22 protein-coding genes and 1 pseudogene are annotated in these 22,745 nt (G+C 73.5%); 10 read left to right on the forward strand and 13 right to left on the reverse strand.

Annotated features, from left to right (window positions below; genetic code table 11):
* Window positions 1-111: 111 nt before the first annotated feature.
* A complete protein-coding gene (locus AB0B29_RS15640; protein WP_362239265.1) occupies window positions 112-723 on the reverse strand; it encodes a hypothetical protein in 612 nt (203 codons plus the stop codon).
* Window positions 720-1,196 carry a hypothetical protein gene (locus AB0B29_RS15645; protein WP_362239267.1) on the reverse strand — a complete coding sequence of 159 codons (477 nt, stop codon included), beginning with the start codon at window positions 1,194-1,196 and terminating at the stop codon, window positions 720-722. Before AB0B29_RS15645 ends, AB0B29_RS15640 begins: the two co-directional genes overlap by 4 nt.
* A 186-nt stretch (window positions 1,197-1,382) precedes the next feature.
* Here AB0B29_RS15645 and AB0B29_RS15650 point away from each other — a divergent pair, with 186 nt between their 5' ends.
* Together AB0B29_RS15650 and AB0B29_RS15655 are read left to right on the forward strand one after the other, a co-directional pair.
* Complete coding sequence (locus AB0B29_RS15650) at window positions 1,383-2,900, forward strand: FAD-dependent oxidoreductase (RefSeq protein ID WP_362239270.1); 1,518 nt, start codon at window positions 1,383-1,385, stop codon at window positions 2,898-2,900.
* 28 nt (window positions 2,901-2,928) lie between these two features.
* Window positions 2,929-3,108, forward strand: coding sequence for a hypothetical protein (locus AB0B29_RS15655; protein WP_361878045.1), 180 nt, complete (start codon window positions 2,929-2,931; stop codon window positions 3,106-3,108).
* 9 nt (window positions 3,109-3,117) lie between these two features.
* Here the strand turns inward: AB0B29_RS15655 and AB0B29_RS15660 are convergent, their stop codons facing one another.
* Window positions 3,118-3,789, reverse strand: coding sequence for an ABC transporter (locus AB0B29_RS15660; RefSeq protein ID WP_362239273.1), 672 nt, complete (start codon window positions 3,787-3,789; stop codon window positions 3,118-3,120).
* Window positions 3,790-4,018: 229 nt separating this feature from the next.
* Window positions 4,019-4,891, reverse strand: coding sequence for an ABC transporter ATP-binding protein (locus tag AB0B29_RS15665; protein WP_362239275.1), 873 nt, complete (start codon window positions 4,889-4,891; stop codon window positions 4,019-4,021).
* Window positions 4,892-4,933: 42 nt separating this feature from the next.
* On the opposite strand from AB0B29_RS15665, the gene AB0B29_RS15670 reads away from it, so the two are divergent.
* Window positions 4,934-5,695 carry an aminoacyl-tRNA hydrolase gene (locus AB0B29_RS15670; protein ID WP_362239277.1) on the forward strand — a complete coding sequence of 254 codons (762 nt, stop codon included), beginning with the start codon at window positions 4,934-4,936 and terminating at the stop codon, window positions 5,693-5,695.
* Window positions 5,696-5,768: 73 nt separating this feature from the next.
* Here the strand turns inward: AB0B29_RS15670 and AB0B29_RS15675 are convergent, their stop codons facing one another.
* Complete coding sequence (locus AB0B29_RS15675; RefSeq protein ID WP_362239280.1) at window positions 5,769-6,341, reverse strand: potassium channel family protein; 573 nt, start codon at window positions 6,339-6,341, stop codon at window positions 5,769-5,771.
* 181 nt (window positions 6,342-6,522) lie between these two features.
* Between AB0B29_RS15675 and AB0B29_RS15680 the strand changes: the two genes are divergently transcribed.
* Window positions 6,523-7,902 carry a DUF692 domain-containing protein gene (locus tag AB0B29_RS15680; protein ID WP_362239282.1) on the forward strand — a complete coding sequence of 460 codons (1,380 nt, stop codon included), beginning with the start codon at window positions 6,523-6,525 and terminating at the stop codon, window positions 7,900-7,902.
* Window positions 7,903-7,924: 22 nt separating this feature from the next.
* Here AB0B29_RS15680 and AB0B29_RS15685 read toward each other — a convergent pair whose 3' ends face one another.
* The 3 genes from AB0B29_RS15685 to AB0B29_RS15695 all read right to left on the reverse strand — a co-directional run bounded on the left by AB0B29_RS15685 (window position 7,925) and on the right by AB0B29_RS15695 (window position 12,602).
* Window positions 7,925-9,427, reverse strand: a complete 1,503-nt coding sequence (locus AB0B29_RS15685; protein ID WP_362239285.1) for an APC family permease — start codon at window positions 9,425-9,427, stop codon at window positions 7,925-7,927.
* Window positions 9,424-10,980: a GMC family oxidoreductase gene (locus AB0B29_RS15690; protein WP_362239287.1), complete on the reverse strand. Its 1,557-nt coding sequence runs from the start codon at window positions 10,978-10,980 to the stop codon at window positions 9,424-9,426. Before AB0B29_RS15690 ends, AB0B29_RS15685 begins: the two co-directional genes overlap by 4 nt.
* Window positions 10,981-11,135: 155 nt before the next feature.
* Complete coding sequence (locus tag AB0B29_RS15695; protein WP_362239289.1) at window positions 11,136-12,602, reverse strand: aldehyde dehydrogenase family protein; 1,467 nt, start codon at window positions 12,600-12,602, stop codon at window positions 11,136-11,138.
* Window positions 12,603-12,806: 204 nt separating this feature from the next.
* On the opposite strand from AB0B29_RS15695, the gene AB0B29_RS15700 reads away from it, so the two are divergent.
* From AB0B29_RS15700 to AB0B29_RS15710, 3 genes are all read left to right on the forward strand, one after another.
* Window positions 12,807-12,947, forward strand: coding sequence for a hypothetical protein (locus AB0B29_RS15700; RefSeq protein WP_362239292.1), 141 nt, complete (start codon window positions 12,807-12,809; stop codon window positions 12,945-12,947).
* An 86-nt stretch (window positions 12,948-13,033) separates the two neighbouring features.
* Window positions 13,034-13,804 (forward strand): TIGR04222 domain-containing membrane protein, encoded by a 771-nt coding sequence (locus tag AB0B29_RS15705; protein ID WP_362239294.1) that lies wholly within the window; start codon window positions 13,034-13,036, stop codon window positions 13,802-13,804.
* A 118-nt stretch (window positions 13,805-13,922) separates the two neighbouring features.
* The gene (locus AB0B29_RS15710) at window positions 13,923-15,587 is read left to right on the forward strand and encodes an alpha/beta hydrolase (RefSeq protein WP_362239297.1); all 1,665 of its coding nucleotides are present in this window, start codon (window positions 13,923-13,925) and stop codon (window positions 15,585-15,587) included.
* Window position 15,588: 1 nt separating this feature from the next.
* Here AB0B29_RS15710 and hemQ read toward each other — a convergent pair whose 3' ends face one another.
* Both hemQ and hemG read right to left on the reverse strand, forming a co-directional pair.
* A complete protein-coding gene (hemQ, locus tag AB0B29_RS15715) occupies window positions 15,589-16,320 on the reverse strand; it encodes a hydrogen peroxide-dependent heme synthase (RefSeq protein WP_362239299.1) in 732 nt (243 codons plus the stop codon).
* Between the two features lie 4 nt (window positions 16,321-16,324).
* Window positions 16,325-17,770 (reverse strand): protoporphyrinogen oxidase, encoded by a 1,446-nt coding sequence (gene hemG / locus AB0B29_RS15720; RefSeq protein ID WP_362239301.1) that lies wholly within the window; start codon window positions 17,768-17,770, stop codon window positions 16,325-16,327.
* Between the two features lie 157 nt (window positions 17,771-17,927).
* Between hemG and AB0B29_RS15725 the strand changes: the two genes are divergently transcribed.
* Together AB0B29_RS15725 and AB0B29_RS15730 are read left to right on the forward strand one after the other, a co-directional pair.
* Window positions 17,928-18,908, forward strand: coding sequence for a DUF4349 domain-containing protein (locus AB0B29_RS15725; protein WP_362239303.1), 981 nt, complete (start codon window positions 17,928-17,930; stop codon window positions 18,906-18,908).
* 27 nt (window positions 18,909-18,935) lie between these two features.
* Window positions 18,936-20,324 (forward strand): FAD-dependent oxidoreductase, encoded by a 1,389-nt coding sequence (locus tag AB0B29_RS15730; protein WP_362239306.1) that lies wholly within the window; start codon window positions 18,936-18,938, stop codon window positions 20,322-20,324.
* Between the two features lie 236 nt (window positions 20,325-20,560).
* On the opposite strand, the gene AB0B29_RS15735 is transcribed toward AB0B29_RS15730, so the two are convergent.
* Window positions 20,561-20,893: a hypothetical protein gene (locus tag AB0B29_RS15735; protein WP_362239308.1), complete on the reverse strand. Its 333-nt coding sequence runs from the start codon at window positions 20,891-20,893 to the stop codon at window positions 20,561-20,563.
* A gap of 137 nt (window positions 20,894-21,030) precedes the next feature.
* Window positions 21,031-21,252: a LysE family transporter gene (locus AB0B29_RS15740; RefSeq protein WP_362240002.1), complete on the reverse strand. Its 222-nt coding sequence runs from the start codon at window positions 21,250-21,252 to the stop codon at window positions 21,031-21,033.
* Here AB0B29_RS15740 and AB0B29_RS15745 point away from each other — a divergent pair.
* Window positions 21,194-21,568: pseudogene (locus tag AB0B29_RS15745) on the forward strand (MFS transporter); the annotation flags it as partial. The gene AB0B29_RS15740 and the pseudogene AB0B29_RS15745 sit on opposite strands and share 59 nt — an antisense overlap.
* Before the next feature lie 42 nt (window positions 21,569-21,610).
* On the opposite strand, the gene hemE reads toward AB0B29_RS15745, so the two are convergent.
* Window positions 21,611-22,678: a uroporphyrinogen decarboxylase gene (gene hemE / locus AB0B29_RS15750; protein ID WP_362239311.1), complete on the reverse strand. Its 1,068-nt coding sequence runs from the start codon at window positions 22,676-22,678 to the stop codon at window positions 21,611-21,613.
* Window positions 22,679-22,745 lie beyond the last annotated feature (67 nt).

A 22,745-nucleotide genomic window follows, 5' to 3' on the forward strand; every position in this document is an offset into this window, starting at 1 on the left:
CGGCACACCGCATCGTCGACCGTCTGGCGGCCGGGCTTCAGCGGGGCTTCGCCAGGGCCGAAACCCGGCCCGACCTGCTGCGTGGTGAACCGTCTGGTGCGGACACCTGAGCTACCAGTCGGTCAGGTCCACGAGGAGATCGCAGTGCGGGTCATCCGGAGACGGCTTCTGGTGCTGTGCTTCTTCGATGAGACTCGGCAGGGAAGCGATCAGGGCGGTGGTTGTGTCGGTCAGGCGAACGTCGACACCGATGGCGCCTGGGCGGTCGGGACGCTGCACGTACAGGCGCAACAGGCTGTCGCCCATCATCAGGAACCCGATCAGGAAAGGGTTCTCCTCGTCGCCGGGGTCGGACAAGGCGTGTACGACGGTGAGGGTCTGGCCGTACTCGTCTTCCGGGGCCGGGGTGATCTCCTCGGGGCGGAGGCGGATGACGGTCATCCCCATGGCTTCGCTGATGTCGCTGGACCCGTAGAGCTGGGTGCCCGCCAGCACCGTGCGCAGGAGGCCCGGGATGTAGTACGGGGCAACGGCGTCGTGGGGGACCTCGTACAGGAAGGTGGTGCCGTCCTCGCCGTCTCCGGAATGGACGGCAATCCGGACGGCGCCGGGCGCGGGCAGAACTCCGCGAAGCCGGCAGCCCTCGGCCAGGGGGCTGTTGAGGTAGTACAGCAGCAGACGGCTGATCGCCGCCTGCTGCTCACGGTCTTCAGAGTCGATCACTGGTTCATCCATGCAGGGCACTTGTTGTGCGGCTGGTTGCGGCAGAAGGCGTTGATGACGCCGATCTTCTGTCCCCGGCCGGCGTCGTACTTCTTGTCCTTGGTCTTACGCGAGTACTGAACGATCACCACGAACTTGACCTGCGCCGGGCGACCGCCGGTCCTGATGGCCACGCCGTCGTACTCCAGTCGCCCGTGACCGTCGTTCTCGTCGACCTTGTCTTTCAGTGCCGCGTTGAGGATCGAGCACTTTTTGATGTTGTGCCGGTGGGTGAAGTGGTTCCAACCGAAGTCGGAGTTGCCGTACCGGGTGACGATCTTACGCCCGTCGGCGTCGGTCGACGTGCATGTGACCCTGTGGTCCCAGGGGTGCGGTACGACCGGGGCGGGCCTGGCGTGCGCGGGCAGGGCTGTACCGGCCAGGAGAGCTGCGGTGGTCAGGGCAGTGACCCCGACCGGAATGATCTTTTTCATGGCGTGAGCATGGCATCGAGCTGATATGTCCGCACCACAGTTTCGGACCGCATCGCCCTTCTCCGGCCACCTCCATGAGCGCGGGCGGAACGCGGCGCTCGCCACCGACCTGGTCGGGCACAGAAACGACGTCCAAAGCGGGGCCCGCCGCCACTGAAGCGGACGGACCGGGGTACCCGGCGGCCCATGAGCGAGAAGCAGCAGGTCAGCAGCTCGTACTGGCTTCAGACGGCCCCGGACGGCCACCACCCGCCGCTGACGGAGGACCTGGACGTCGACGTGGCGGTGATCGGCGCCGGTATCGCCGGGCTGAGCACGGCGTGGGAACTGGCCCGGGCCGGGCGGAGCGTGGCCGTCCTGGAGGCCGGCCGGGTCGCGGCAGGCGTCACCGGACACACCACCGCCAAGGTCACCGCCCTGCACACGCTCGTCTACGACAAGCTGCGGCGCACCCGCGGCCCCGAGGGCGCACGGCTGTACGCGCGGTCCCAGTCGGAGGCGATCGACCACGCGGCCCGGATCGCCGAGGAACTGGGCGTCGACTGCGAGTGGGAGACGAGGAGCGCCTACACCTACGCCCGGGACACGGGCCGCGTGGCGGAGCTGCGCGCCGAGGCGGAGGCCGCGGCCGAGGCCGGGCTGCCCGCGTCGTTCGTGACGGAGACCGGGCTGCCCTTCCCGGTGGCGGGCGCGGTCGAGGTCACCGGGCAGGCCCAGTTCCACCCGCGCAAGTACCTGCTGGCACTCGCCGCCGACCTGGTCGAGCACGGCGGACGGATCTACGAGGACACCACCGTCCTCGGCCTGGACGAGGGCGAACCGTGCAGGCTGTCCACCGCGACCGGGGCGACGGTCCGGGCCCGGGACGTCGTCGTCGCGACGCACTACCCGATCTTCGACCGGGCCCTGCTGTTCGCCCGCCTCTCCACACGCCGCGAGCTGGTCGTCGCCGGGACGATCCCCGCGGACCAGGACCCGGACGGCATGTTCATCACGCCCGACGAGGAAACGCGCTCGGTGCGCACCGCGCCCCACGAGGGCGACCGTCGGCTGCTCATCGTCACCGGTGAGCACTTCACGCCGGGCACGGGCGACCCGCGGGCCCGTTTCGAACGCCTCACCGCCTGGGCCACCGGCCACTTCCCGGACCTGGAGGTCACCCACCGGTGGGCCACCCAGGACACCGAGCCCACGGACACGGTGCCGATGATCGGCCCCCTGCACCCCGGCGCCCGGCACACGTACGTGGCCACCGGTTTCGGCGGCTGGGGCATGACCGGGGGCATCATGGCCGGCCGGCTGCTGGCCGCGCAGGTCCTGGGCGAGGAGTGCGAGTGGAGCGCGCTGTACGACCCGCGCCGGGTCAAGCCCGCGCTGCGTGAGGCGCCGACGTTCCTCAAGACGCAGGCCAAGGTCGCCGGGCACTTCGTGGGAGACCGGCTGCGGCCCTCCCCGCCGGTGGAGTCCCTGCCGCCCGGCGAGGGCGCCGTGGTCCGCGCGGACGGCCACCGTGTCGCGGTGTACCGGGACGAGGACGGCGGGCTGCACGCCGTGTCCGCCCGCTGCACCCACCTGGGCTGCCTGGTCGACTTCAACGCGGCCGAACGTGCCTGGGAGTGCCCCTGCCACGGCTCCCGTTTCGACACGGACGGCAAGGTGATCCAGGGCCCGGCGACCAAACCGCTGGAGCAGCGGGACCTCTGACCGCCCGCCCCGGACCTACGCTGGACGTATGAGCGAGGACGACTACTGCCTGATCGACGCGACCAGGCCGCCCCTGGCCGAGGGGCCGCCGTACGCCGAGTGCGTGCTGTGCCGGGAGCCTACGGAGCACCCCGAGTCGTACAAGGGCATCACGCTCTGCCCCGCCTGCGAGTGGCAGGAGGCGCAGCGCACGGCCTGCTCGGGGTGACCCGCCCGCTCACGGCGACCTGCGGGAGGCCAGTGCACCGGCCAGGGCCAGCGCCCCGGCCGTGACCAGGGCCGCCGCGCCCAGGGGCATCAGCGGCAGCGGGACGGTGCCTCGCTGCGACCCGGTGACCAGGCCCTGCACGGCGGCCTGGGCCGGTGAGCCGGTGGCCACCAGCGACAGCAGCGCCGCCAGCAGCAGGGCGGGGACCGCCCGGCCCGGCGACCGCAGCAGGGGCCGGCTGGTGAGCGCGCCGACGGCGATGCCGAGCAGGGCGCAGGCCAGGGCGGCGAGCAGCCCGGCACCGCAGGCGGCGGCGAGCGGCACCCGGGTGCGGTGGTCGGAGGCGACCGGGTCGCTGAGCAGCGTCACGACGAGGGTCGCGAGTGTGCCGAGCACGGCGGCACCGGCCCCGGCCACGAGCAGACAGGCCACATGAGCCCGCGCGGGACCGGCGGCCGCCGCGACACAGCCGCGTGCGGCGTCGGGTTCGCCCGTGGCACAGATCCGCGCCAGCCACGCGGCGACGGGCAACAGGGCGGCGGCCGTGTACCCGAGCGAGTCGAGCACCGGCTGCCCGGCCTGGATACTGATCGCGAGGAAGGCCGCGTACAGCAGGAACGGCGGCAGCCAGCGCTGCGAACGCAGCAGCAGGGCGGCGTGGTAGCGCATCAGGGCGGTCACCGGCGGCTCCCTGAGACGATCGCCCGCGGGCCGGCACACCGGACGTCCCTCATCAGGACGAGAGGCGCCGGGCCTTGACGGCAGTCTCCCGGTGCCGCTCCGCGGACAGCCACGCGCCGCGGCCTCCTGTCATTCGGCGGGCAGTCTCCCCGCACCACTCCGCGGACAATCACGCGCCGCGGCCTCCTGTCATTCGGCGGGCAGTCTCCCCATACCGCTCCGCGGACAGTCACCCCTGCCTCCCCGGCGGCGTCGTCCGCGGCGTCACGCTCACCACGTGCCAGGGCGGGCGGGCCGACAGCAGGGTGCGGAGCAGGACGTCGGAGTGCGGGGCGGGGACGGACAGGCGATAGGTGCCGGGCCCGGTCTCCTCGGTCGAGGTGACCGTCCGGCGCACCTCCTCCGGCAACCGTCCGTCCGGCGGGCCCTGCGCCTCGACCAGCACCTGCGGGCCGGACGCGGCCGGAGCCCGCGCCGACTCCTGCCGGACGACGCCCGCCTCGCGCACGGCGTACGTCTCGTCGGGCAGGCCCGCGAGGCGGCGCGGGTCGTGGTCGACGAAGACCACGGAGCCGCCGGCCGCCGTGCGCTCGGTGACCGCGCGCTCCAACTCGGCGCGGGCAGCGGCGTCCAGGCCGGTCCACGCCTCGTCCAGTACCAGCAGCTCGGGCTCCGCCAGCAGGGCCTGGGCGACCGCGACCTTCTGGCTGCTGCCCTTCGACAGCCGGGCCATCGGCGTCTCGGCGTACGCGGCGGCCCCGAGGCGCTCCAGCCACTCCCCGGCCGCCCGGGCGGCCCCCTTCCGGGTCAGGCCGTGCACGGTGCCGAGGTGGATGAGGTAGCCGGCGGCGGTGAAGGGCAGGGCGGGCGGGAACCGCTCGGGGACGTACGCCGTGCGTGCCGGCCGGCCGGTGATCCGGCCCTCGCTCGGCGCGTCGATGCCGGCGAGCAGCCGCAGCAGCGTGGACTTGCCGCTGCCGTTGGCGCCCTCGACGCGGACGAGCCGGCCCGGGGCCACCGCCAGGTCGATTCCGCGCAGCACCCAGGGGCCCCGAAGGCCGTAGCGGCGGCCCGCGTCGCGCAGGCACAGGTCGGGTCGCATGCGGCCATCCTGCACGATCTTCCGGCTGGCACACTGGGGTTCGTGAGTGAAAACCCGACGCCCGTGAGCGAGAGCGACAGTCCCTTCCGGTCCGAGCCCTCGGCGCGCGACGAGGCACCGCAGTTCGTGCTGCCGCTCGTCGTGCGGATCGAGCGGGCGGACCCGCCCGCGCGCACGGACGCCCTGGAGACGGCCGCGCGGGCGGTGCTGACGATCCTGGCCGACGAGCGGTCGGCCGGCGAGGGCGAGTGGGCCGGGGCGATGCGGGACTGGCAGGACGCCAGGATCCGCAAGGTCGTGCGGCGGGCACGCGGCGCCGAGTGGCGGCGGGCCGAGGCGCTGCCCGGCGTCACGGTCACCGGCAAGGCCGCCGAGGTGCGGGTCTTCCCGCCCGTCCCGCTGGACGGCTGGCCCAAGGACCTGGCCAGGCTCCAGGTCTCCGGCACCGACCTGGACGGCCCCGATCCGCCGCTGGACGCGGACCCGTCCGCCCCGGTGCTCTGGCTGAACCCGGACCTCGGCATGTCGGCCGGCAAGGCCATGGCGCAGGCCGGCCACGCCGCCCAGCTGGCCTGGTGGGAGCTGTCCGGGCAGGAGCGGGCCGCCTGGCACGACGCGGGCTTCCCGCTCGCCGTCCGGACGGCCGGCGCGGCCCATTGGCCCGGACTCGTCAGCAGTGGACTGCCGTTGGTGCGCGACGCGGGGTTCACCGAGATCGCGCCCGGTTCGTGCACGGTGGTCGCGGACCACCCGGCGCTGCGTCGCGAGCCGCGTCGTACCAGCCGTTCTGGTCGATCATCATGATCGTGACCGGTCTGTTCGTCCTCTGGTCGGTGTTCAACTACCGCTCCTCCCGACCGGTGTAGGGCCTCCCGCGTCAGAGTGGCGGCGGGCGCCGCTCGCGGTCCGCGACCACCGCGTGCATCCGGCGCGTCAGCGCGGTGGCCGCCGCCGTGAGGAAGACGAACGTGTAGACGATCTGGACGACGGTCACCATGCGGGCCTCCTGCCCGCGCGGGGTGATGTCGCCGTAGCCGACGGTCGCGAGCGTGACGACGGTGAAGTACAGCGCGTCGACCCGGGTGCTCAGGCCGCTGAACTGTCCCGGCTGCTGGGCGAGGGCGTAGTACCCGGAGGAGAAGACCAGCACGGCCAGGCACATCAGCAGCGAGATCATGATGCCCGACCGCGCCTGCGGCTTCTCCAGCACGACGTCGCGTACATGGCGCAGCAGCAGCACGGCGACGAACGTCAGGCACAGCACGAACAGCGGCCAGCCCAGCCAGAGGCGGTCGGCGCCCAGGCCCTCCAGCGGCAACAGGAAGTAGGCCGTCCCACCCGCCACGAGCACGGCTCCGGCCACGAACCGCAGCCGGCGGACGGCGGCCGCCCCGAACTCCTTCTCCCGCTTCCGCACGGGGCGGTGGGGCTGCTCGCTGCCTTCGGGCATAGGTCCGGTCTACGGCGTATCGGGCCGGGACGCGACCCTTGCGCCTCCGTCGGTGGGGTCGGCGGCCGGGCCCCCGAACCTCAAATGTTGCTCTGAAGGCGGGCCGTGCGGGGTTCGGGGGCGAGCGGCTGGGCCATACCCCCCTCACGTTCGAGGAACGGGCCGGGTGGAGGAGGGGACGATGGAGCGACTGGGGACGGGCATCGGGTGGCGACCGGAGATCGCGGACGCCGTGGAGCGCATGCCGGGGATCGACTGGGTCGAGGCGGTGGCCGAGAACGTCTGCCCCGGGCACCTGCCCGACTCCCTGCGGCGGCTGCGCGAGCGCGGCGTCACCGTGGTGCCGCACGGCGTCTCGCTCGGCCTCGGCGGAGCGGACCGGCCCGACGCCGGACGGCTGACCGCGCTGGCCGAGCGCGCCGAGGTGCTGGGCTCCCCGCTGGTCACCGAGCACATCGCGTTCGTACGGGCGGGTGGGCCGCTGACCGCCTCCCCGCACCTGGAGGCGGGCCATCTGCTGCCCGTGCCCCGGACCCGGGACGCCCTGGACGTCCTGTGCGAGAACGTACGCATCGCACAGGACGCGCTTCCGGTGCCGCTGGCCGTGGAGAACATCGCCGCGCTGGTCTGCTGGCCGGGCGAGGAGATGACGGAGGGCCAGTTCCTGTACGACCTCGCCGACCGCACGGGCGTCCGCCTGCTGATCGACGTGGCCAACCTGCACACCAACCACGTCAACCGCGGCGAGGACCCGGCCAAGGCGCTCGCCGAGCTGCCCCTGGAGGCCATCGCCTACGTCCACGTCGCCGGCGGCTTCGAACGCGACGGCGTCTGGCACGACAGCCACGCCCACCCCGTCCCCCGGCCGGTCCTCGACATCCTGACCGACCTCGCCTCCCGCGTCAGCCCGCCGGGCGTCCTGCTGGAACGGGACGAGAACTTCCCGGCACCGGCGGAACTGGAAGCCGAGTTGACCACGATCCGCCGGGCGCTGCAGGCGGGGGCGGTCGAACGTGTGAAGACGCAGCTGCGCGAACGGCGCACCGAGCAACCGGCACCGGCCGGTTCCGGAGCGCACCGCCATGAGACCGGGGCGGCCGGGGCGACACGGGGCGTCTCCGGCCTGCCCCATCACGAAGGGGCCGGCGAGGCCCGGCAGCGACTCGGGCTGGAGCAGGCCGCGTTGCTGTCGGCGCTGGTCGCGGGCACACCCGTGCCCGAGGGGTTCGACCGGGTGCGGGTCGGTGTCCAGGCGCGGGCGCTCGCCGCGAAGCGGGCGGACGTCGTGGCGAAGGTCGCTCCCGAGTTGCCGGTGATCCTCGGGGACGGGTACCGCACGGCGTTCCTCGGCTACGCCCAGACCCGCCCGATGACCGCCGGATACCGGCGCGACGCCCTCACCTTCGCCGAGCACCTGCTGTCCGCCGGTCTCACCGGGGACCCGCGGGCGCGTCGGGAGCTGCGGGAGTGGTGGCTGGAGCGGTCGGGCCCGGCACCGCGCTCCCGGCGGCCCGGCCACCGCCTGGCCCGCGCCACGCGCAGGGTGCTGCTGCGGCGTTGAGGGGGCTGGGTCCGGAGCCTCCTCACCCCTCCCCCGCAGGGCCTTTGCCGGTCATCGCCCCGGCCTTGCGCGGCACGGCGTCACCCGCCGGGGCGTCGCCGCGGCCGTAGTGGTGCGTGGTGAACATGTAGAGCAGGCCTGTGCCCAGCACGACCGCGCCGCAGAGCAGCACGATCCAGTTCTCCCACCACGGCTTCTCCGGGGTGCGGGCCCAGCAGATGTTGACGATGGCGAAGATGCCGTAGGCCAGCGCCCCGATGTTCACCGCCATGCCCCAGCGGCCCAGGGTGAACTCCCCCGCCGGACGCCAGCCCTTGAGCCGGGCGCGCAGCGCTGCCAGCACCACCATCTGGAACGAGGCGTAGATGCCGAGGATCGCGAACGAGACGATGTTGGTGAGGGCGTTCTCGGAGGCCAGGGAGGCGAAGGCGATGAGCAACGGCACCGCCGCGGAGACGAACAAGGCCCAGCTGGGCACCGCCCGGGCGTGGATGAACCGCCGCAGCAGGCCGTGCCCGACGATCATCTCGTCGCGCGCGTAGGAGTAGATCAGCCGGCCGGCCGCGGCCTGCAGGCTGATCGTGCAGGACAGGAACGAGATCAGCACCACGCCCATCACCGCCCGCGCCCCGGCCGCGCCCATGGCGTCGTACAGCACGTCCACCACGGGGTCGGCCTGCTCCCCGGAGATGACCGCGTTGTAGTCGGTGACCGACAGCAGCAGCGACATGCAGGTGAACGTGGCCGCCGCGCCGCCGATGTAGATGGTGCGGCGCATCGCCTTGGGGATGACGCGGCCCGGGTGTTCCACTTCCTCGGCTGTGTCGCCGCACGCCTCGAAGCCGTAGTACTGGTAGAAGCCGATGATGGCGGCCGCCAGGAACACCGGGAGGTAGGAGCCGTTCCCCTCGGTGCCGTAGGTGTCGAAGATGACGCCGATGTTGTGGTGGCGGTGGGTGGACAGCAGGTAGATGCCCACGACGAGGGCGCCGATGAGCTCGCCTGCGAATCCGATCACGGCCGCCGCCGACAGCGCCTTGGTGCCCATGTAGTTGATGGCGACGGCGATGACGATGAGCACGGCGGTGCACAGCACGGTGGTGTGCACGGTGGGGTCGAAGCCGAAGAGGATGGCGATGTAGGGCCCGGCGCCGTAGGCGACCGAGGTGATGGTCACCAGCAGCGCCCACATGTAGACCCAGCCGGTCATCCACGCCCAGCGCTTGCCCCACAGCCGTCGCGCCCACGGGTAGACGCCCCCGGCGATGGGGTACTGCGCGACGACCTCGCCGAAGATCAGCGCGACCAGGAACTGGCCGCAGCCGGCGAGCACGAACGCCCAGATCATCGGCGGGCCGCCCTCGGCGAGCGCCGTGCCGAAGAGGGTGTAGGTGCTCACCACCGGGGAGAGGTAGGTGAAGCCGAGGGCGAAGTTGGCCCAGGGGCCCATGTCCTTGCGGAACTCGGAGCCGGGCTCCCCCGAGGGGACGCCGGACGCCGCTGCGGGCGGTGGTGTACCGGTCACGGCCGGGGCCTCCGTCCCGCGGTGATCAGGTCGGCGGCCCGTTCGGCGGCGAGCAGCACGGTCACCATCGGGTTGATGGTGGGCATCGTCGGGAACACCGACGCGTCGACGATCCGCACCCCGTCGAAGCCGCGCAGTCTCAGCTCGGGGTCGCAGACGGCCAGGGGATCGTCCGCGGCGCCCATGCGACAGGTGCCGGCCGGGTGGTAGACGGTGTGGGCCGCGCGGCGGCCGTACTCCGACAGGTCGGCGTCGGAGACGACGTCCGGGCCGGGCGCGACCTCGCGGACGAGCCAGTCCCGCAGCGGATCGGCCGCGGCGACCTCACGCGCCACCTTCAGACCGTCCACGATGGTGCGCTCGTCGTGTCCCTCGGGGTCGGTGAAGTACCGGAAGTCCAGGGCGGGATGCTCGGCGGGGTTGTTGCTGCGCAGCCACATGCGGCCGGTGGAGCGGGCCCGCGGCACGTTCGGCGTCATGCAGACCCCGTGCCGCGGTACGGGGTAGCCGAGGCGTTCGGTGTTGACGGTGAACGGCACCTGGTAGAAGTGGAACATCAGGTCGGGGCGCGGCTGGCCCTTGTCGCGGCGCAGGAACAGGCCGGCGTCGGAGTCCATCGCGGAGTTGGGCGGCAGCGGTCCCGCGGTCTCCCAGACGATCACGGACTCGGGGTGGTCCAGCAGGTTCTCCCCGACGCCGGGCAGGTCGGCCCGTACCTCGATGCCCAGGGCGTGCAGGTCGTCGGCCGGTCCGATGCCGGAGAGCATCAGCAGCCGCGGGGTGTCGATGGCGCCCGCGCAGAGCAGGAGTTCGCGCTCGGCGCGCACGGTGGCGGGTTCGCCGTCGGCGCCCCGGACGGCGACCCGGGTGAGCCGGCCCGAGGCGTCGGGGATCAGCCGGTGGGCCCAGGTCTCCAGTTTCAGCGTGAGGTTGGGCCGGTCCAGCACCGGGTGGAGGTAGGCGACGGACGCGGAGGAGCGCAGGTTGCCCTCCGGCTGGTAGGCCAGCGAGAAGAAGCCGGTGCCGTCGGCGAAGGGTTCGGCGTTGAAGTCGTCGACGACGGGGACGCCGAGGGCGCGGGAGGCCGCGGTGACGAAGTCCCGGGCGATGGGATTGCGGTCGGCCTCGGCCACCGGGACGATCCGTGTGAGCAGCCGGTCGCGGTAGGGCAGGATCGTCGCCGGGTCCCAGCCGGAGCAGCCGCGGCCGACCCAGTCGTCGAGGTCCTGCGGCAGCGGCAGGAAGCTGATCAGGGTGTTGTGCGAGGAGCAGCCGCCCAGTACGCGGGCCCGGGAGTGCAGGATGTGGGAGTTGCCGCGCGGCTGCTCGACGGTGGTGTAGCCGTAGTCGAACTCCGAGCCGAGCAGGTTGATCCAGTTGCGCAGGCGCAGGATGCGCTCGTCGCCGACATCACTGGGGCCGCCCTCGATGACGCAGACGCGGCAGTCGGGGTCCTCGCTCAGCCGGGCGGCGAGCACGCAGCCTGCGGTGCCGCCGCCGACGATGACGTAGTCGTAGGCGGACTCGTCGCCGTGCGCGGGAGTGGTGGCCATGCGGTGCCTTTCTTCGGTGGCCGGCGCGACGTGGACGGACGGCCCTCGTTCGGTGGCCGGTGCGCCACGGCCGGACTGCGTGGGCGGGCAGCCCTTCTTCCGTGTTCGTCGTGGAGGGGGCCGGCCGTGGGGTGGTGCTGGTGGGCCGGCGCCGGTCAGCCCTTGAACCAGCCGGAGGGGGCGGGGGCGAGGTTCTGGTAGATGTGCTTTGCCTCCTGGTACTCGCGCAGTCCCGTGGGGCCGAGTTCGCGCCCGACGCCGGAGCGGCCGAAGCCGCCCCACTCGGCCTGCGGCACGTAGGGGTGGAAGTCGTTGATCCACACGGTTCCGTGCCGCAGCCGCAGGGCGACGCGCTGGGCGCGGCTCGCATCCGAGGTCCACACGCCGCCGGCCAGGCCGTAGCGGGTGTCGTTGGCCAGTTCCACCGCCTCGTCCTCGGTGCGGAAGCGCTCGACGGTGACCACCGGGCCGAAAACCTCCTCCTGGACGATGCGCATGGACCGGTCGCAGTCGGCGAAGATCGTCGGCAGCAGGAAGAACCCGCGGGCGAGGGCCGGGTCGTCGGGGCGGGTGCCGCCGGTGACGAGCCGGGCACCCTCCTCCTTGGCGACGGCGATGTAGCCCTCGACCTTCTCGCGGTGCTCGGCGGAGCTGAGCGGGCCGCTCTCGGTGCCCTCCTCCAGGCCGTTGCCGAGCCGGATCGCCCGGGCTCGCTCGGCGTAGGCCTCGACGAACCGGTCGTGCAGGGAGTCCTCGACGAGCAGGCGCGAACCGGCCGAGCAGACCTGCCCGGAGTGCAGGAAGGCGGCGTCGAGGGCGTGGTCCACGGCGGCGTCGAAATCGGCGTCGGCGAAGACGATGTTGGGGTTCTTGCCGCCCAGTTCCAGGGCGATGTTCCGGGGCCCCTCGGCGGCGCTGGCCATGATGGCCCGGCCGGTGTGCAGGCCGCCGGTGAAGGAGACCAGGTCGACGTCGGGGTGGCTGGTCAGGGCCGCACCGACGGTCGCCCCGGAGCCCAGCACGAGGTTGGCGACGCCGGGCGGGGCACCGGCCTCCTCGATGAGCCGGATCATGGCGATCGTGGTGAGGGGCGTGGTCTCGCTGGGCTTCAGGACGAAGGTGTTGCCGGCGGCCAGGGCCGGGGCGACCTTCCAGGAGGCCTGCAGCAGCGGGTAGTTCCAGGGAGCGATGAGCGCGCACACGCCGACCGGCTGGTAGACGACGCGGCTGAGGACGTCCGGGCCGACGTCGACGACCCGGCCGCCGTCCTTGCCCGCGAGTTCGGCGAAGTAGCGGAAGGCGTTCGCCACGTCCTCCACGTCGATTCGGGCCTCGGCGAGCGTCTTGCCGGTGTCGAGGGTCTCGGTGCGGGCGATGTCCTCCCGGTCGCGCAGCAGCAGGTCGTGGACGCGCAGCAGGAGGTCGGCCCGGCGGCGGGTGGGGAGGTTCGCCCAGTCCTCCTCGGCGAAGGCGCGCCGGGCGGCGCGCACGGCGCGGTCGACGTCGGTGGCGTCGGCCTCGTCGACGGTGGTGACGACCGAGGCGTCGTAGGGGTTGACCACCTCCCGCCGGCCACCGGCCGCCGCCTGCGTCCACTCGCCGTCGATGTACAGCTCACCCACCGCGGGGCCTCCTTCGCGTCCGGCCGGAGCCCGATCGGCTCGACGCTCAGCAACATGGCCCATCGGGCGGGCGGCGGCCACGGGGCACACCGCCGCGACGGCGTCCGGGCGGCCCAGAGGACCCGGGTGGGCTAGTGCCGCGGCACTAGTCACCCGGCCCCGGGCCTGCGCGCCCGAGTTGACCGGCCGGGACCGGCACCGAACGTGCTGAGCGCCCAGGCCCTGCAGACGGGCTGCGCCGCCTTCGACGCCGTGACCCGCGACCTGACGGCCACCGGCACTCCCCCGGCCACCGGCCCGGGACCGGCCGTCCCGCCGCCCGCCCGCAGTCCGCCCACGAGCTGAAGCGGAACGTCACATACCGACAACACTCCGTCCGGATCGTGAACAAGGCATGGTGTATTCGACACCGTGTCACATACAAACAACATATGCTCTGGGTTCTTTTCCTGCTGGCGGCCTGGGCCGTGGCCGGCACGGCGTGCACGCGTCTGTGCCTGGCCGCCGTGCGCGCCGCGACCGTGGACGCCGACACCGGCCCGGGTCGTGAACTCACGCTCTACGAGGCCGCGTTCCTCTCCGGCGGCCCCCGCCGGGTCGCCGACGTCACGCTGGTCGCGATGGCCCGTCAGCGCCGGCTGCTCCTGGCGCACACCGGCTGGGCGACGGTCGTCGACCCGCGCGGGCGGGACGCGATGGAGCGGTCGGTGATAGGGGCCATCGGTCCCGAGGGGCAGTCCCGGATCGCGCCGGTGCGGTCCACGGCCGCCGCGGCCGAGGCGGTGCGCGGGATCGCCGAGGGGCTGGAGCGCGCGGGGCTCGCGGTGCCGGACAGTGCCCGGACGACCGTCGCGACGGCCGTCCGGCAGGTCCGCGTGGCCGCCGTCGCCGTCCTCGGGCTGGGCGTGGCCGCGCTGCTGACACCCGCTCCGCCGGACATGCCGCGGCATCTGGTCGCCCTGTGGTTCGCGCTGCCGCTCGCCCTGACCCTGAGCTGCCTGGCCATCGCGCGGGTCGAGATCCACCCCTACTCGCGCTGGGCCTCCCCGGCCGGGCAGCAGTTGCTCGGCACCCTGACCCGCACCGCGGACGGCACCGCCGACGACCGTACGTACCTCACCTCGGTGGCGGTGCGCGGCGTCAGCGCGATCGGAGAGCCGGACCTGCGCGCCGCGTTCGCGCACCGCGGGTCGCACGACTGACCGACCCGGAGCCGGTGCACAAGGGGCACGCGGCCCGACACCGGCGGACGGTGCTTGCCTTCCCGCCGCGCCGAACGAAACATCCCTTGGGTCGCCACCGTGCACCGAAGGGATACGCATGAGAGCCGCCCTCCTCTACTCGGCCGCCGGGTCCTTGCTGCTGAGCACCCTCGCCACGGCCCCCGACACCGAGGACCCCACGGGGGCGGCCGAGCGGCGCGGCGCCGCCGTGGCGGCCGCGCGGGCCGAGGCCGCCGGTGTCGACTTCGGCCCCTGCCCCGACGCGCAGGACCTGCCCGGCACCATGCAGTGCGCGACGGTGCGCGTCCCGCTGGACTACGCCCGCCCGGACGGCGAGCAGATCGAACTCGCCGTCAGCAGGACCCGGGCCACGCGGAAGGACCCGCACCACGGGGCGCGGACGGTCGGGCGGCAGGGCGCCCTGGTCTACAACCCGGGCGGGCCGGGCGCCACCGGCCTGTACTTCCCGCTCATCGGCCTGCTCCCCGAGTGGAGGCGGATCGCGGCCGCGTACGACCTCGTCGGCTACGCCCCGCGCGGGGTCGGCCGTTCGGCGCCGCTGTCGTGCGCGGACCCGAAGCGGTTCTTCGAGGGGCCCTCGCAGGCACCGGCCCACCCCTCGGAGTCGTACAAGAAGGAACGCATCGCGCGGGCGAAGGCGTACGCGCGCGGCTGCGCCGAGCGCGCGGGCGGCGCCCTGCGGCACTACCACTCCCTCAACAACGCCCGTGACCTCGACGTGTTGCGTGCCGCGCTCGGCGAAAAGCGGCTGACCTTCATGGGCTCGTCGTACGGGACGTACTTCGGGGCCCTGTACGCGACGATGTTCCCCGCCCACGTGCGGCGCATGGTGTTCGACTCGGTGGTCCACCCCGGCCCCCACCGGATCTGGTACCGCAACAATCTCGCCCAGTCGGTGGCGTTCGAGCGCCGCTGGGCGGACTTCCGGACCTGGGTCGCCCGCCACCACGACGTGTACGGGCTGGGCGCGACCGCGCGGGAGGTGCTGCGCAGCTACCAGCGGGCGAGCGCGCGGCTGGCCGCCGAGCCGGCGGGCGGGAAGGTCGGACCGGGCGAGTTGCAGGGGGCGTTCCTGCAGGCCGGGTACTACGACGACCAGTGGCCGCACCGCGCGCACGCGCTGTCGGCGTACCTCGAGGGCGACCCGAAGCCCCTGATCGAACAGGCGGAACGGCAACCGGAGGCGGCAGCCGAGGCGGAGAACTCACGGGCGGTGTACCTGGCCGTGGAGTGCAACGACGCCCCCTGGCCCACGGACTGGGCGGTGTGGGACCGGGACAACACCCGGCTCGCACGGATGGCGCCCTTCGAGACCTGGGACAACGTGTGGACGAACCTGCCGTGCGCCTACTGGCGGGCGCCCCGGCAGCGCCCGCTCGACGTCGGTGCCCGCCCGGGCGAGCTGCCGCCGACGCTGATCCTGGCCGCCGAGCGGGACGCCGCCACCCCGTACGACGGCGCCCTCGACCTCCACGGCCGTCTCGCCGGTTCGGTCCTGGTGACGGAACGGGACGCCGGCACCCACGGGCTGGCGGGCGGCCCGAACACCTGCGTCAACGGTCACATGGAGGCGTACCTGCTGGAGGGGCGGCTGCCGGGACGACGCACCGACTGCGCCCCGCACGCCGAGCCGAGACCGGCGGCCCCGGACACCGAGCCGAGACTTCCGGCCCGGGACGCCGAGCCGGAACCGGCGGCCCCGCACAGGGCCGGGGCCGGGGCTCACAGAGGCGTCCGCTGAATCAGGCCAGCGAGGCGACCAGCTCGGCGATGTCCTTGCGGCGGCCCGTGTAGAACGGCACCTCCTCGCGGACGTGCATACGGGCCTCCGAGGCGCGCAGGTGACGCATGAGGTCGACGATGCGGTACAGCTCGTCGGCCTCGAAGGCGAGGATCCACTCGTAGTCGCCGAGGGAGAACGAGGCGACGGTGTTGGCGCGCACGTCGGGGTAGCCGCGGGCCATCTTGCCGTGGTCGGCGAGCATGCGGCGGCGGTCCTCGTCGGGCAGCAGGTACCAGTCGTAGGAGCGCACGAAGGGGTAGACGCTCACGTAGTTGCGGGGCGTCTCGTCGGCGAGGAACGCCGGGATGTGCGCGCGGTTGAACTCGGCGGGGCGGTGCAGCGCCATGTTCGACCAGACGGGCTCGAGGGCGCGGCCCAGCCTGGTCCGGCGGAAGAGGTTGTACGCCTCCTGCAGCGCGTCGCTGGTCTCCGCGTGCCACCAGATCATGAGGTCGGCGTCGGCGCGCAGGCCCGATACGTCGTAGGTGCCGCGGATCGTCACGTCCTTGGCGGCGAGCTGGTCGAACAGCTCCTGGACCTCGTCGGCGTACCCGGCGCGGTCCTCGGGGAGCACGTCCTTCAGCTTGAAGACGGACCAGAGCGTGTAGCGGATGACCTCGTTGAGGTCCTTGGCCAGCTTGCCCTTGTTCGGGATCCTGCCGGACTCGGGGGTAGGGGCGTCGTTGCTCATGGCCTCATTCTCCCGCTCCGCCGTGCAGGCTCTGCACCGGGTGGGCGGTGAGCTCCTGCACGGCGCCCTGGTCACCGTGGACCCGGTCGACGGCGGCGTACGCGCTCGCGATGCAGGCGGGGATGCCGACGCCGTCGTACGCGGCGCCGCAGACGGCGAGGCCGGGGAGGCGGGCGACGTGCTCGCGGATGCGGGCCACGCGCGCGTGGTGGCCGACGGGGTACTGAGGCAGGCCGTCGTCCCAGCGGGTGACGTGGGTGGCGACGGGCGTGGCGTCGAGGCCGGTCGCGGCCTTCAGGTCCTGCCGGGAGACGCCGGCCAGCTCGCTGTCGTCGCGCTCGAGGATCTCCGTCTCGCCGTACCGTCCGACGGAGGTGCGCAGGACGACCAGGTCGGGGTTCTCCTCGGCGATCCAGCCCCATTTCTGCGAGGCGAAGGTGGACGCCTTGATGGTGCGCCCGTCGACCGGCGGCACGAGGAAGCCGCTGCCGTCGGGCAGAGCCGTCTCCGCACGGCGGTAGGCGAGGGTGACCAGGGCCATGGAGGCGTACTCGACGCCGTCGAGTTCGGCGGCGGCCCCGGGGTTCTCGGCGCGCAGCAGCCGGGCGGCCGCGGGGGCGGGCGCGGCGACGATCACGGCGTCCGCGAGCCACTCGCGCTCACCGGAGACGACGTGCCAGCCGCCCTCGGGGGTGCGGCGCAGCCCGGTCACCGGCGTCCCCGTGAGGATCTCGCCCCCGCGGGCCCGGACCGAGTCCGCCACCGCGAGGGGCAGGGTGCCGACGCCGCCCCGGATGCCCATGAAGACCGGGCCGGTCTGCCGGGCCGCGGCAGCCTTGGCCTGGAGCTCCCGCACCCCAGCCGTCAGGGAGGTGTGCGTCCGGGCCACCTGGAAGAGCTGCGGGACGGCCGCACGCATGGAGATGCGGTACGCGTCGCCCGCGTACACCCCGCCCAGCATGGGCTCCAGCAGGCGGTCGACGACCTCGCGGCCGAGGCGCCGCGCCACGTACTCCCCGACCGCCACGTCGTCGCCGACCTCGGTACGGGGCAGCTCGGCGTCCTGCTCGATGCGGGCGAGGCCCTCCTCGGACAGCACGCCGGCCAGGGCGGACGCGGTGCCGGGCACGCCCATCACATGCCCCTTGGGGAAGGGGCGCAGGGCGCCGCGGGTCCACAGCGAGGCCGTCGCCGTGGCCGGGGGCTGGAGGAGGTCGGCGAGGCCCACCTCGCGGGCGAGGGCCACGGCCTCGGGGCGGCGGGCCAGCACGGACTCGGCGCCGAGGTCCACCCGCGCGCCCGCGATCTCTCCGGGCAGCAGCTTGCCGCCGACCCGGTCGGAGGCCTCCAGCACGGTCACCCGAGCCCCGCGGTCCAGCGCCCGGTGCGCGGCCGCCAGCCCCGCGATGCCCGCCCCGACGACGACGACCCGTCCTTGAACTTCGCGCATGCCCCCAGCTTCTCAGACCGCGCTGACAGCGCCGCCGCGCCCCGGTGTCCCGTACGAGTCCCGACCGTGACCGCATCGGAACCGTCCCGGGCCAAACGATCGGCACGGTCCCGGCGTCGAAGAAGCGTCAGCAGAATCGACCCCTGGGGATGCCCGCATGCGCACACGACGATCCGTACGACACCCCGCGTCGGCTCTGGCCGCACTCCTGCTGGCGGCCGCCCTCGCCCTCACGGGGTGCAGCGCCGGGGACGACTCCTCGGGCGGCAGCAGCTCCGCCGCCGGCAAGGGGGCGGACGACAGGGCCGTCTCGGGCGAGGCCGCCCCCGGCGGCACCGCGAGCGGCGGCAAGGCCACGGCGCCGGCGAAGCTCACCCCCGACCACATCATCCGCACGGCTTCCCTGACCGTGCAGGTCAAGGACGTCCCGAAGGCACTGGACCAGGCCCGCACCGGCGTGGAGAACGCGGGCGGCTACGTCGGCAACGAAACGACCACCCGGGACGCCGGGGGCCGTGAGCGCACCCGGGTCGTGCTGCGCGTGCCCGTCGAGAAGTACGACGAGGTCCTCGCCGGACTGGAGGGCGCCGGCAAGCTCCTCGACCGCAGCGCGAAGGCCGAGGACGTCACCGACCAGGTGGTGGACGTGGAGAGCCGGATCAGGACGCAGCGCGCCAGCGTGGCCCGGATCCGCGAGCTGATGGACCGGGCCACCAAGCTCAGCGACGTGGTGACCCTGGAGGGCGAGCTGAGCACCCGCCAGGCCGACCTGGAGGCGCTGCTCGCCCGGCAGAAGTCCCTGAAGGACCGCACCAGCCTGGCCACCATCACCCTGTCGCTGTCCGAGACGCCGGTGAAGAAGGAGGCGAAGGACGACGACCCGGGGTTCGTGGACGCGCTCGCGGGCGGCTGGAGCGCCTTCGTGACGATGCTGCGCTGGCTCGCCGTCGCCTTCGGCGCGGTCCTGCCGTTCGCGGCGGTGGCCGCGCTGCTCGTGCTGCTGTGGCTGCGCGTGGTACGCCCGCGGCTGCCACGCCGCCCCGCGCCCGCCCCCACGGCGACCGCGCTGGGCCCGCTGCCGACGGCCCGGCCGGCGCCGAAGTCCGCGCAGCCGGGAACGCCGGGTGAGCGGGACTGAAATGCCCTGCTCCCGTAGCGTGTTCGCATGAACATGAGCCGTGCACGGGAGCGACTGGTCGTCATCGGCGGTGACGCCGCGGGCATGTCCGCGGCGTCACAGGCGCGCCGTCTGAAGGGGCCCGGCGAGCTGGAGATCGTGGCGTTCGAGCGGGGCCACTTCACGTCGTACTCGGCGTGCGGCATCCCCTACTGGGTGGGCGGCGACGTCACCGACCGGGACCGGCTCGTCGCCCGCACTCCGCAGGAGCACCGCGCCCGGGACATCGATCTGCGTCTGCGCACCGAGGTGACGGAACTCGACCTCGACGGGCAGCGGGTGCGCGCGCGTGACGTCGACTCGGGCGAGGAGACGTGGACGTCGTACGACAAGCTCGTGATCGCGACCGGCGCCCGGCCGATCCGGCCGGACATGCCCGGGGCGGACGCGGCCGGGGTGCACGGGGTGCAGACCCTGGGCGACGGCCAGGCGCTCCTCGACACGCTGCAGAGCACGCGTGGCCGCCGTGCGGTGGTGGTCGGGGCCGGCTACATCGGCGTGGAGATGGCCGAGGCGCTCATCAAGCGCGGCTACGAGGTGACGGTCGTCAATCGCGGCAGCGAGCCGATGTCGACCCTGGACCCCGACATGGGCCGTCTGGTGCACGAGGCCATGGAGGGCCTGGGCATCACGATGGTGAACGACGCCGAGGTCACGAAGATCGTCACCGATGACGACGGGCGGGTCGGGGCGGTGGTCACGCAGGAGGGCGAGTTCCCGGCGGACGTCGTCGTGCTCGGCATCGGCGTCCGCCCCGAGACGACCCTCGCACGCGCCGCCGGCCTGCCCCTGGGCCCGCACGACGGTCTCCTCACGGACCGTTCGATGCGGGTGCGCGGTCACGAGAACATCTGGTCCGGCGGCGACTGCGTCGAGGTCCTCGACCTGGTCTCGGGCCAGGAGCGGCACATCCCGCTCGGCACCCACGCCAACAAGCACGGCCAGGTCATCGGCACCAACGTCGGCGGCGGCTACGCCACCTTCCCGGGCGTGGTCGGCACGGCGGTCAGCAAGGTCTGCGACCTGGAGATCGCCCGCACGGGCCTGCGGGAGAAGGACGCCCACCGCGTCGGGCTCCGCTTCGAGTCGGTCACCATCGAGTCGACCAGCCGCGCGGGCTACTACCCGGACGCCTCCCCCATGACGGTCAAGATGCTCGCCGAGCACGGCACGGGCCGCCTCCTGGGTGTCCAGATCGTCGGCCGGGAGGGCGCGGGCAAGCGGGTCGACATCGCGGCGGTCGCCCTCACGGCGGGCATGACGGCGGAACAGATGACGGCCCTGGACCTCGGCTACGCCCCACCGTTCTCCCCGGTCTGGGACCCGGTCCTGGTGGCGGCCCGCAAGGCGGCGGCGAAGGTACGCGGTTCGATGTGAGGCGGGGGCGGGGCCACGCCCTCAGAAGCGGGCGGGCTCCTCGTGAGACACGACGGGGCCACGCCCTCAGAAGCGGGCGGGCTCCTCGTGAGACACGACGGGGCCACGCCCTCAGAAGCGGGCGGGCTCCTCGTGAGGCACGACGGGGCCACGCCCTCAGGGGCGCGGGGAACTGCGCGAACGGCCACGACGGGCAGGCAGCCGCCGACGCACCCGCACCCCCACGGCGAACCGGCCTAAGCCGTTCCCGCCGTCCCGGTGATCCGGTCGATCGCCTGCCGCGCCTGCTCCGCCGGCGCCCGCGACGGCAACGACGACACCGACGCCGGTGCGGCCGTCACCGCCGGCGGCTGCTCCCCCGCCGGCTTCGCGTGCGACGCCACGCGGGTCGACCGCAAGCGGTGGCTCACCGCCTCCTCCAGCGTCACGGGCCGCCGCAACTGGGTGGCCAGCCGCCCCGCCTCCTGGCCGAGGCGGGCCACGTCCTCCCAGGGCAGCCGCACCACCAGCGTCAGCTCCGCCTCGCCGTCGGGCAGGGCGTGCATCGCGGGAGTCACTCGGTCGTTCATCGCCTGTTCCTCACGTCGGCCCCGCGACCCGCCTTCCCCGCGCCGCGGGCGGTTGCCGACACATACGCACGCCCCGTCGACTGCGTTCAGCACCACACCCGGGTCACCGGTGTTTCGTGGGATGTGGTCACCGCCCATCAGCCGGTCATGGCCAGCCGCAGTCCCAGCCCGATGATGACCGTGCCCGTGATCCGGTCCAGCACGCGGCGTGCCGCGGGGCTCTGGAGCCGGACACGCAGGGCGCGGGCGCAGCCCGTGAGAGCCGCCCACCAGACCAGACCCAGGAGGATGTGTGCACACGCACCGCTGACGCTGCGCTGGTCCGTCCAGACGATCATGGTCGTCAGCTCCGTCGGCATGGTGGCCTGCCTTCTGCTCGCCCTCATCCCGGCGGCGGCGCCGTACGCGTACGCCGGTGCCGGCCTCTTCCATGCGCCGATCTTCCCCACGGGGCTGCCGTGGCTGTCCCGGGCGGTACCGCGGGCGCGGCGGGCGGGGGCCTATGTGATCGCCGCCTCGATGATCGGCGGCGTGGCCGCCGGACCGGTGCTGGGCAAGGGCATCGAACTGGCCGGTGTCGACGCCGTACCGGTGCTGTTGGCCCTGCCCGCGGCCGGCTGTCTCGCGGCCACCTGGTGGCTGATCCGGGCCACCGGGGACCGCCCGCCGTCCTGAACCGCGAACTCGCTCACGGCACCGGGCGGGCCCCGGCCGCCCTCAGTGCGCGGTCAGCGTGTGCACGTGCTCCACGAGCCGGGTCAGGGCGTCCGGGTCCGTGGACGGCATGACGCCGTGGCCGAGGTTGAAGATGTGCCCCTCGAGGTTCTGCGCCGAGTGCAGGACCTCGAGGGTCTTTGCCTCGACGGCCTCCGTCGGGGCGAACAGCACGGTCGGGTCGAGGTTGCCCTGGAGTGCCTTGCCGGGGCCGACCCGGCGGGCGGCCTCGTCCATCGGGACACGCCAGTCGACGCCCACGACGTCCGCGCCGGCCTCGCCCATGAGGCCCAGCAGCTCGCCGGTGCCGACGCCGAAGTGGATGCGCGGCACGCCGTAGCCGCCCACGGCCTCGAAGACCTTCGCGGAGGCCGGCAGCACCGAGCGGCGGTAGTCGACGGGGGCGAGGGCACCGGCCCAGGAGTCGAACAGCTGGACCGCCGAGGCGCCCGCCTCGATCTGCACCTTCAGGAACGCGGCGGTGATGTCCGAAAGCCGGTCCAGCAGGTCGGCCCACAGCTCGGGGTCGCCGTACATCATCGCCTTGGCGTTCTCGTACGTGCGGGACGGGCCGCCCTCGACGAGGTAGCTGGCGAGGGTGAAGGGGGCGCCGGCGAAGCCGATGAGGGGCGTGGCGCCGAGCTCGCGGGTGAGCAGGCCGATGGCCTCGGTGACGTAGGGGACGTCCTCGGGGGTCAGGTCGCGCAGCTGCGCCAGGTCCTCCCGGGTGCGGACGGGGCGCTCGACGACCGGGCCGACGCCCGGCTTGATGTCGAGGTCGATGCCGATGGCCTTGAGCGGGACGACGATGTCGCTGAAGAAGATCGCCGCGTCCACGCCGTGCCGGCGCACCGGCTGGAGCGTGATCTCGGTGACCAGGTCGGGCCGCATGCAGGACTCGAGCATCCCGATGCCCTCGCGCACCTTGCGGTACTCCGGCAGTGAGCGCCCGGCCTGCCGCATGAACCACACCGGCGTGTGCGGCACGGGCTCGCGCCGGCAGGCCTTGAGGAAGGCGGAGTCGTATGCGGCGGACGGCTGCTGGGCCCGAGGGGCGTCGTTGGCACTCACGGGGCCAAGTTTCGCACGCCGCCGAACGGCGTGATTCAGCCCCTGGGCGGGCGCGGGGTGTCTAGCC

The organism is Streptomyces tibetensis, assembly GCF_040647715.1.
GTDB classification, from domain to species: domain Bacteria; phylum Actinomycetota; class Actinomycetes; order Streptomycetales; family Streptomycetaceae; genus Streptomyces; species Streptomyces tibetensis_A.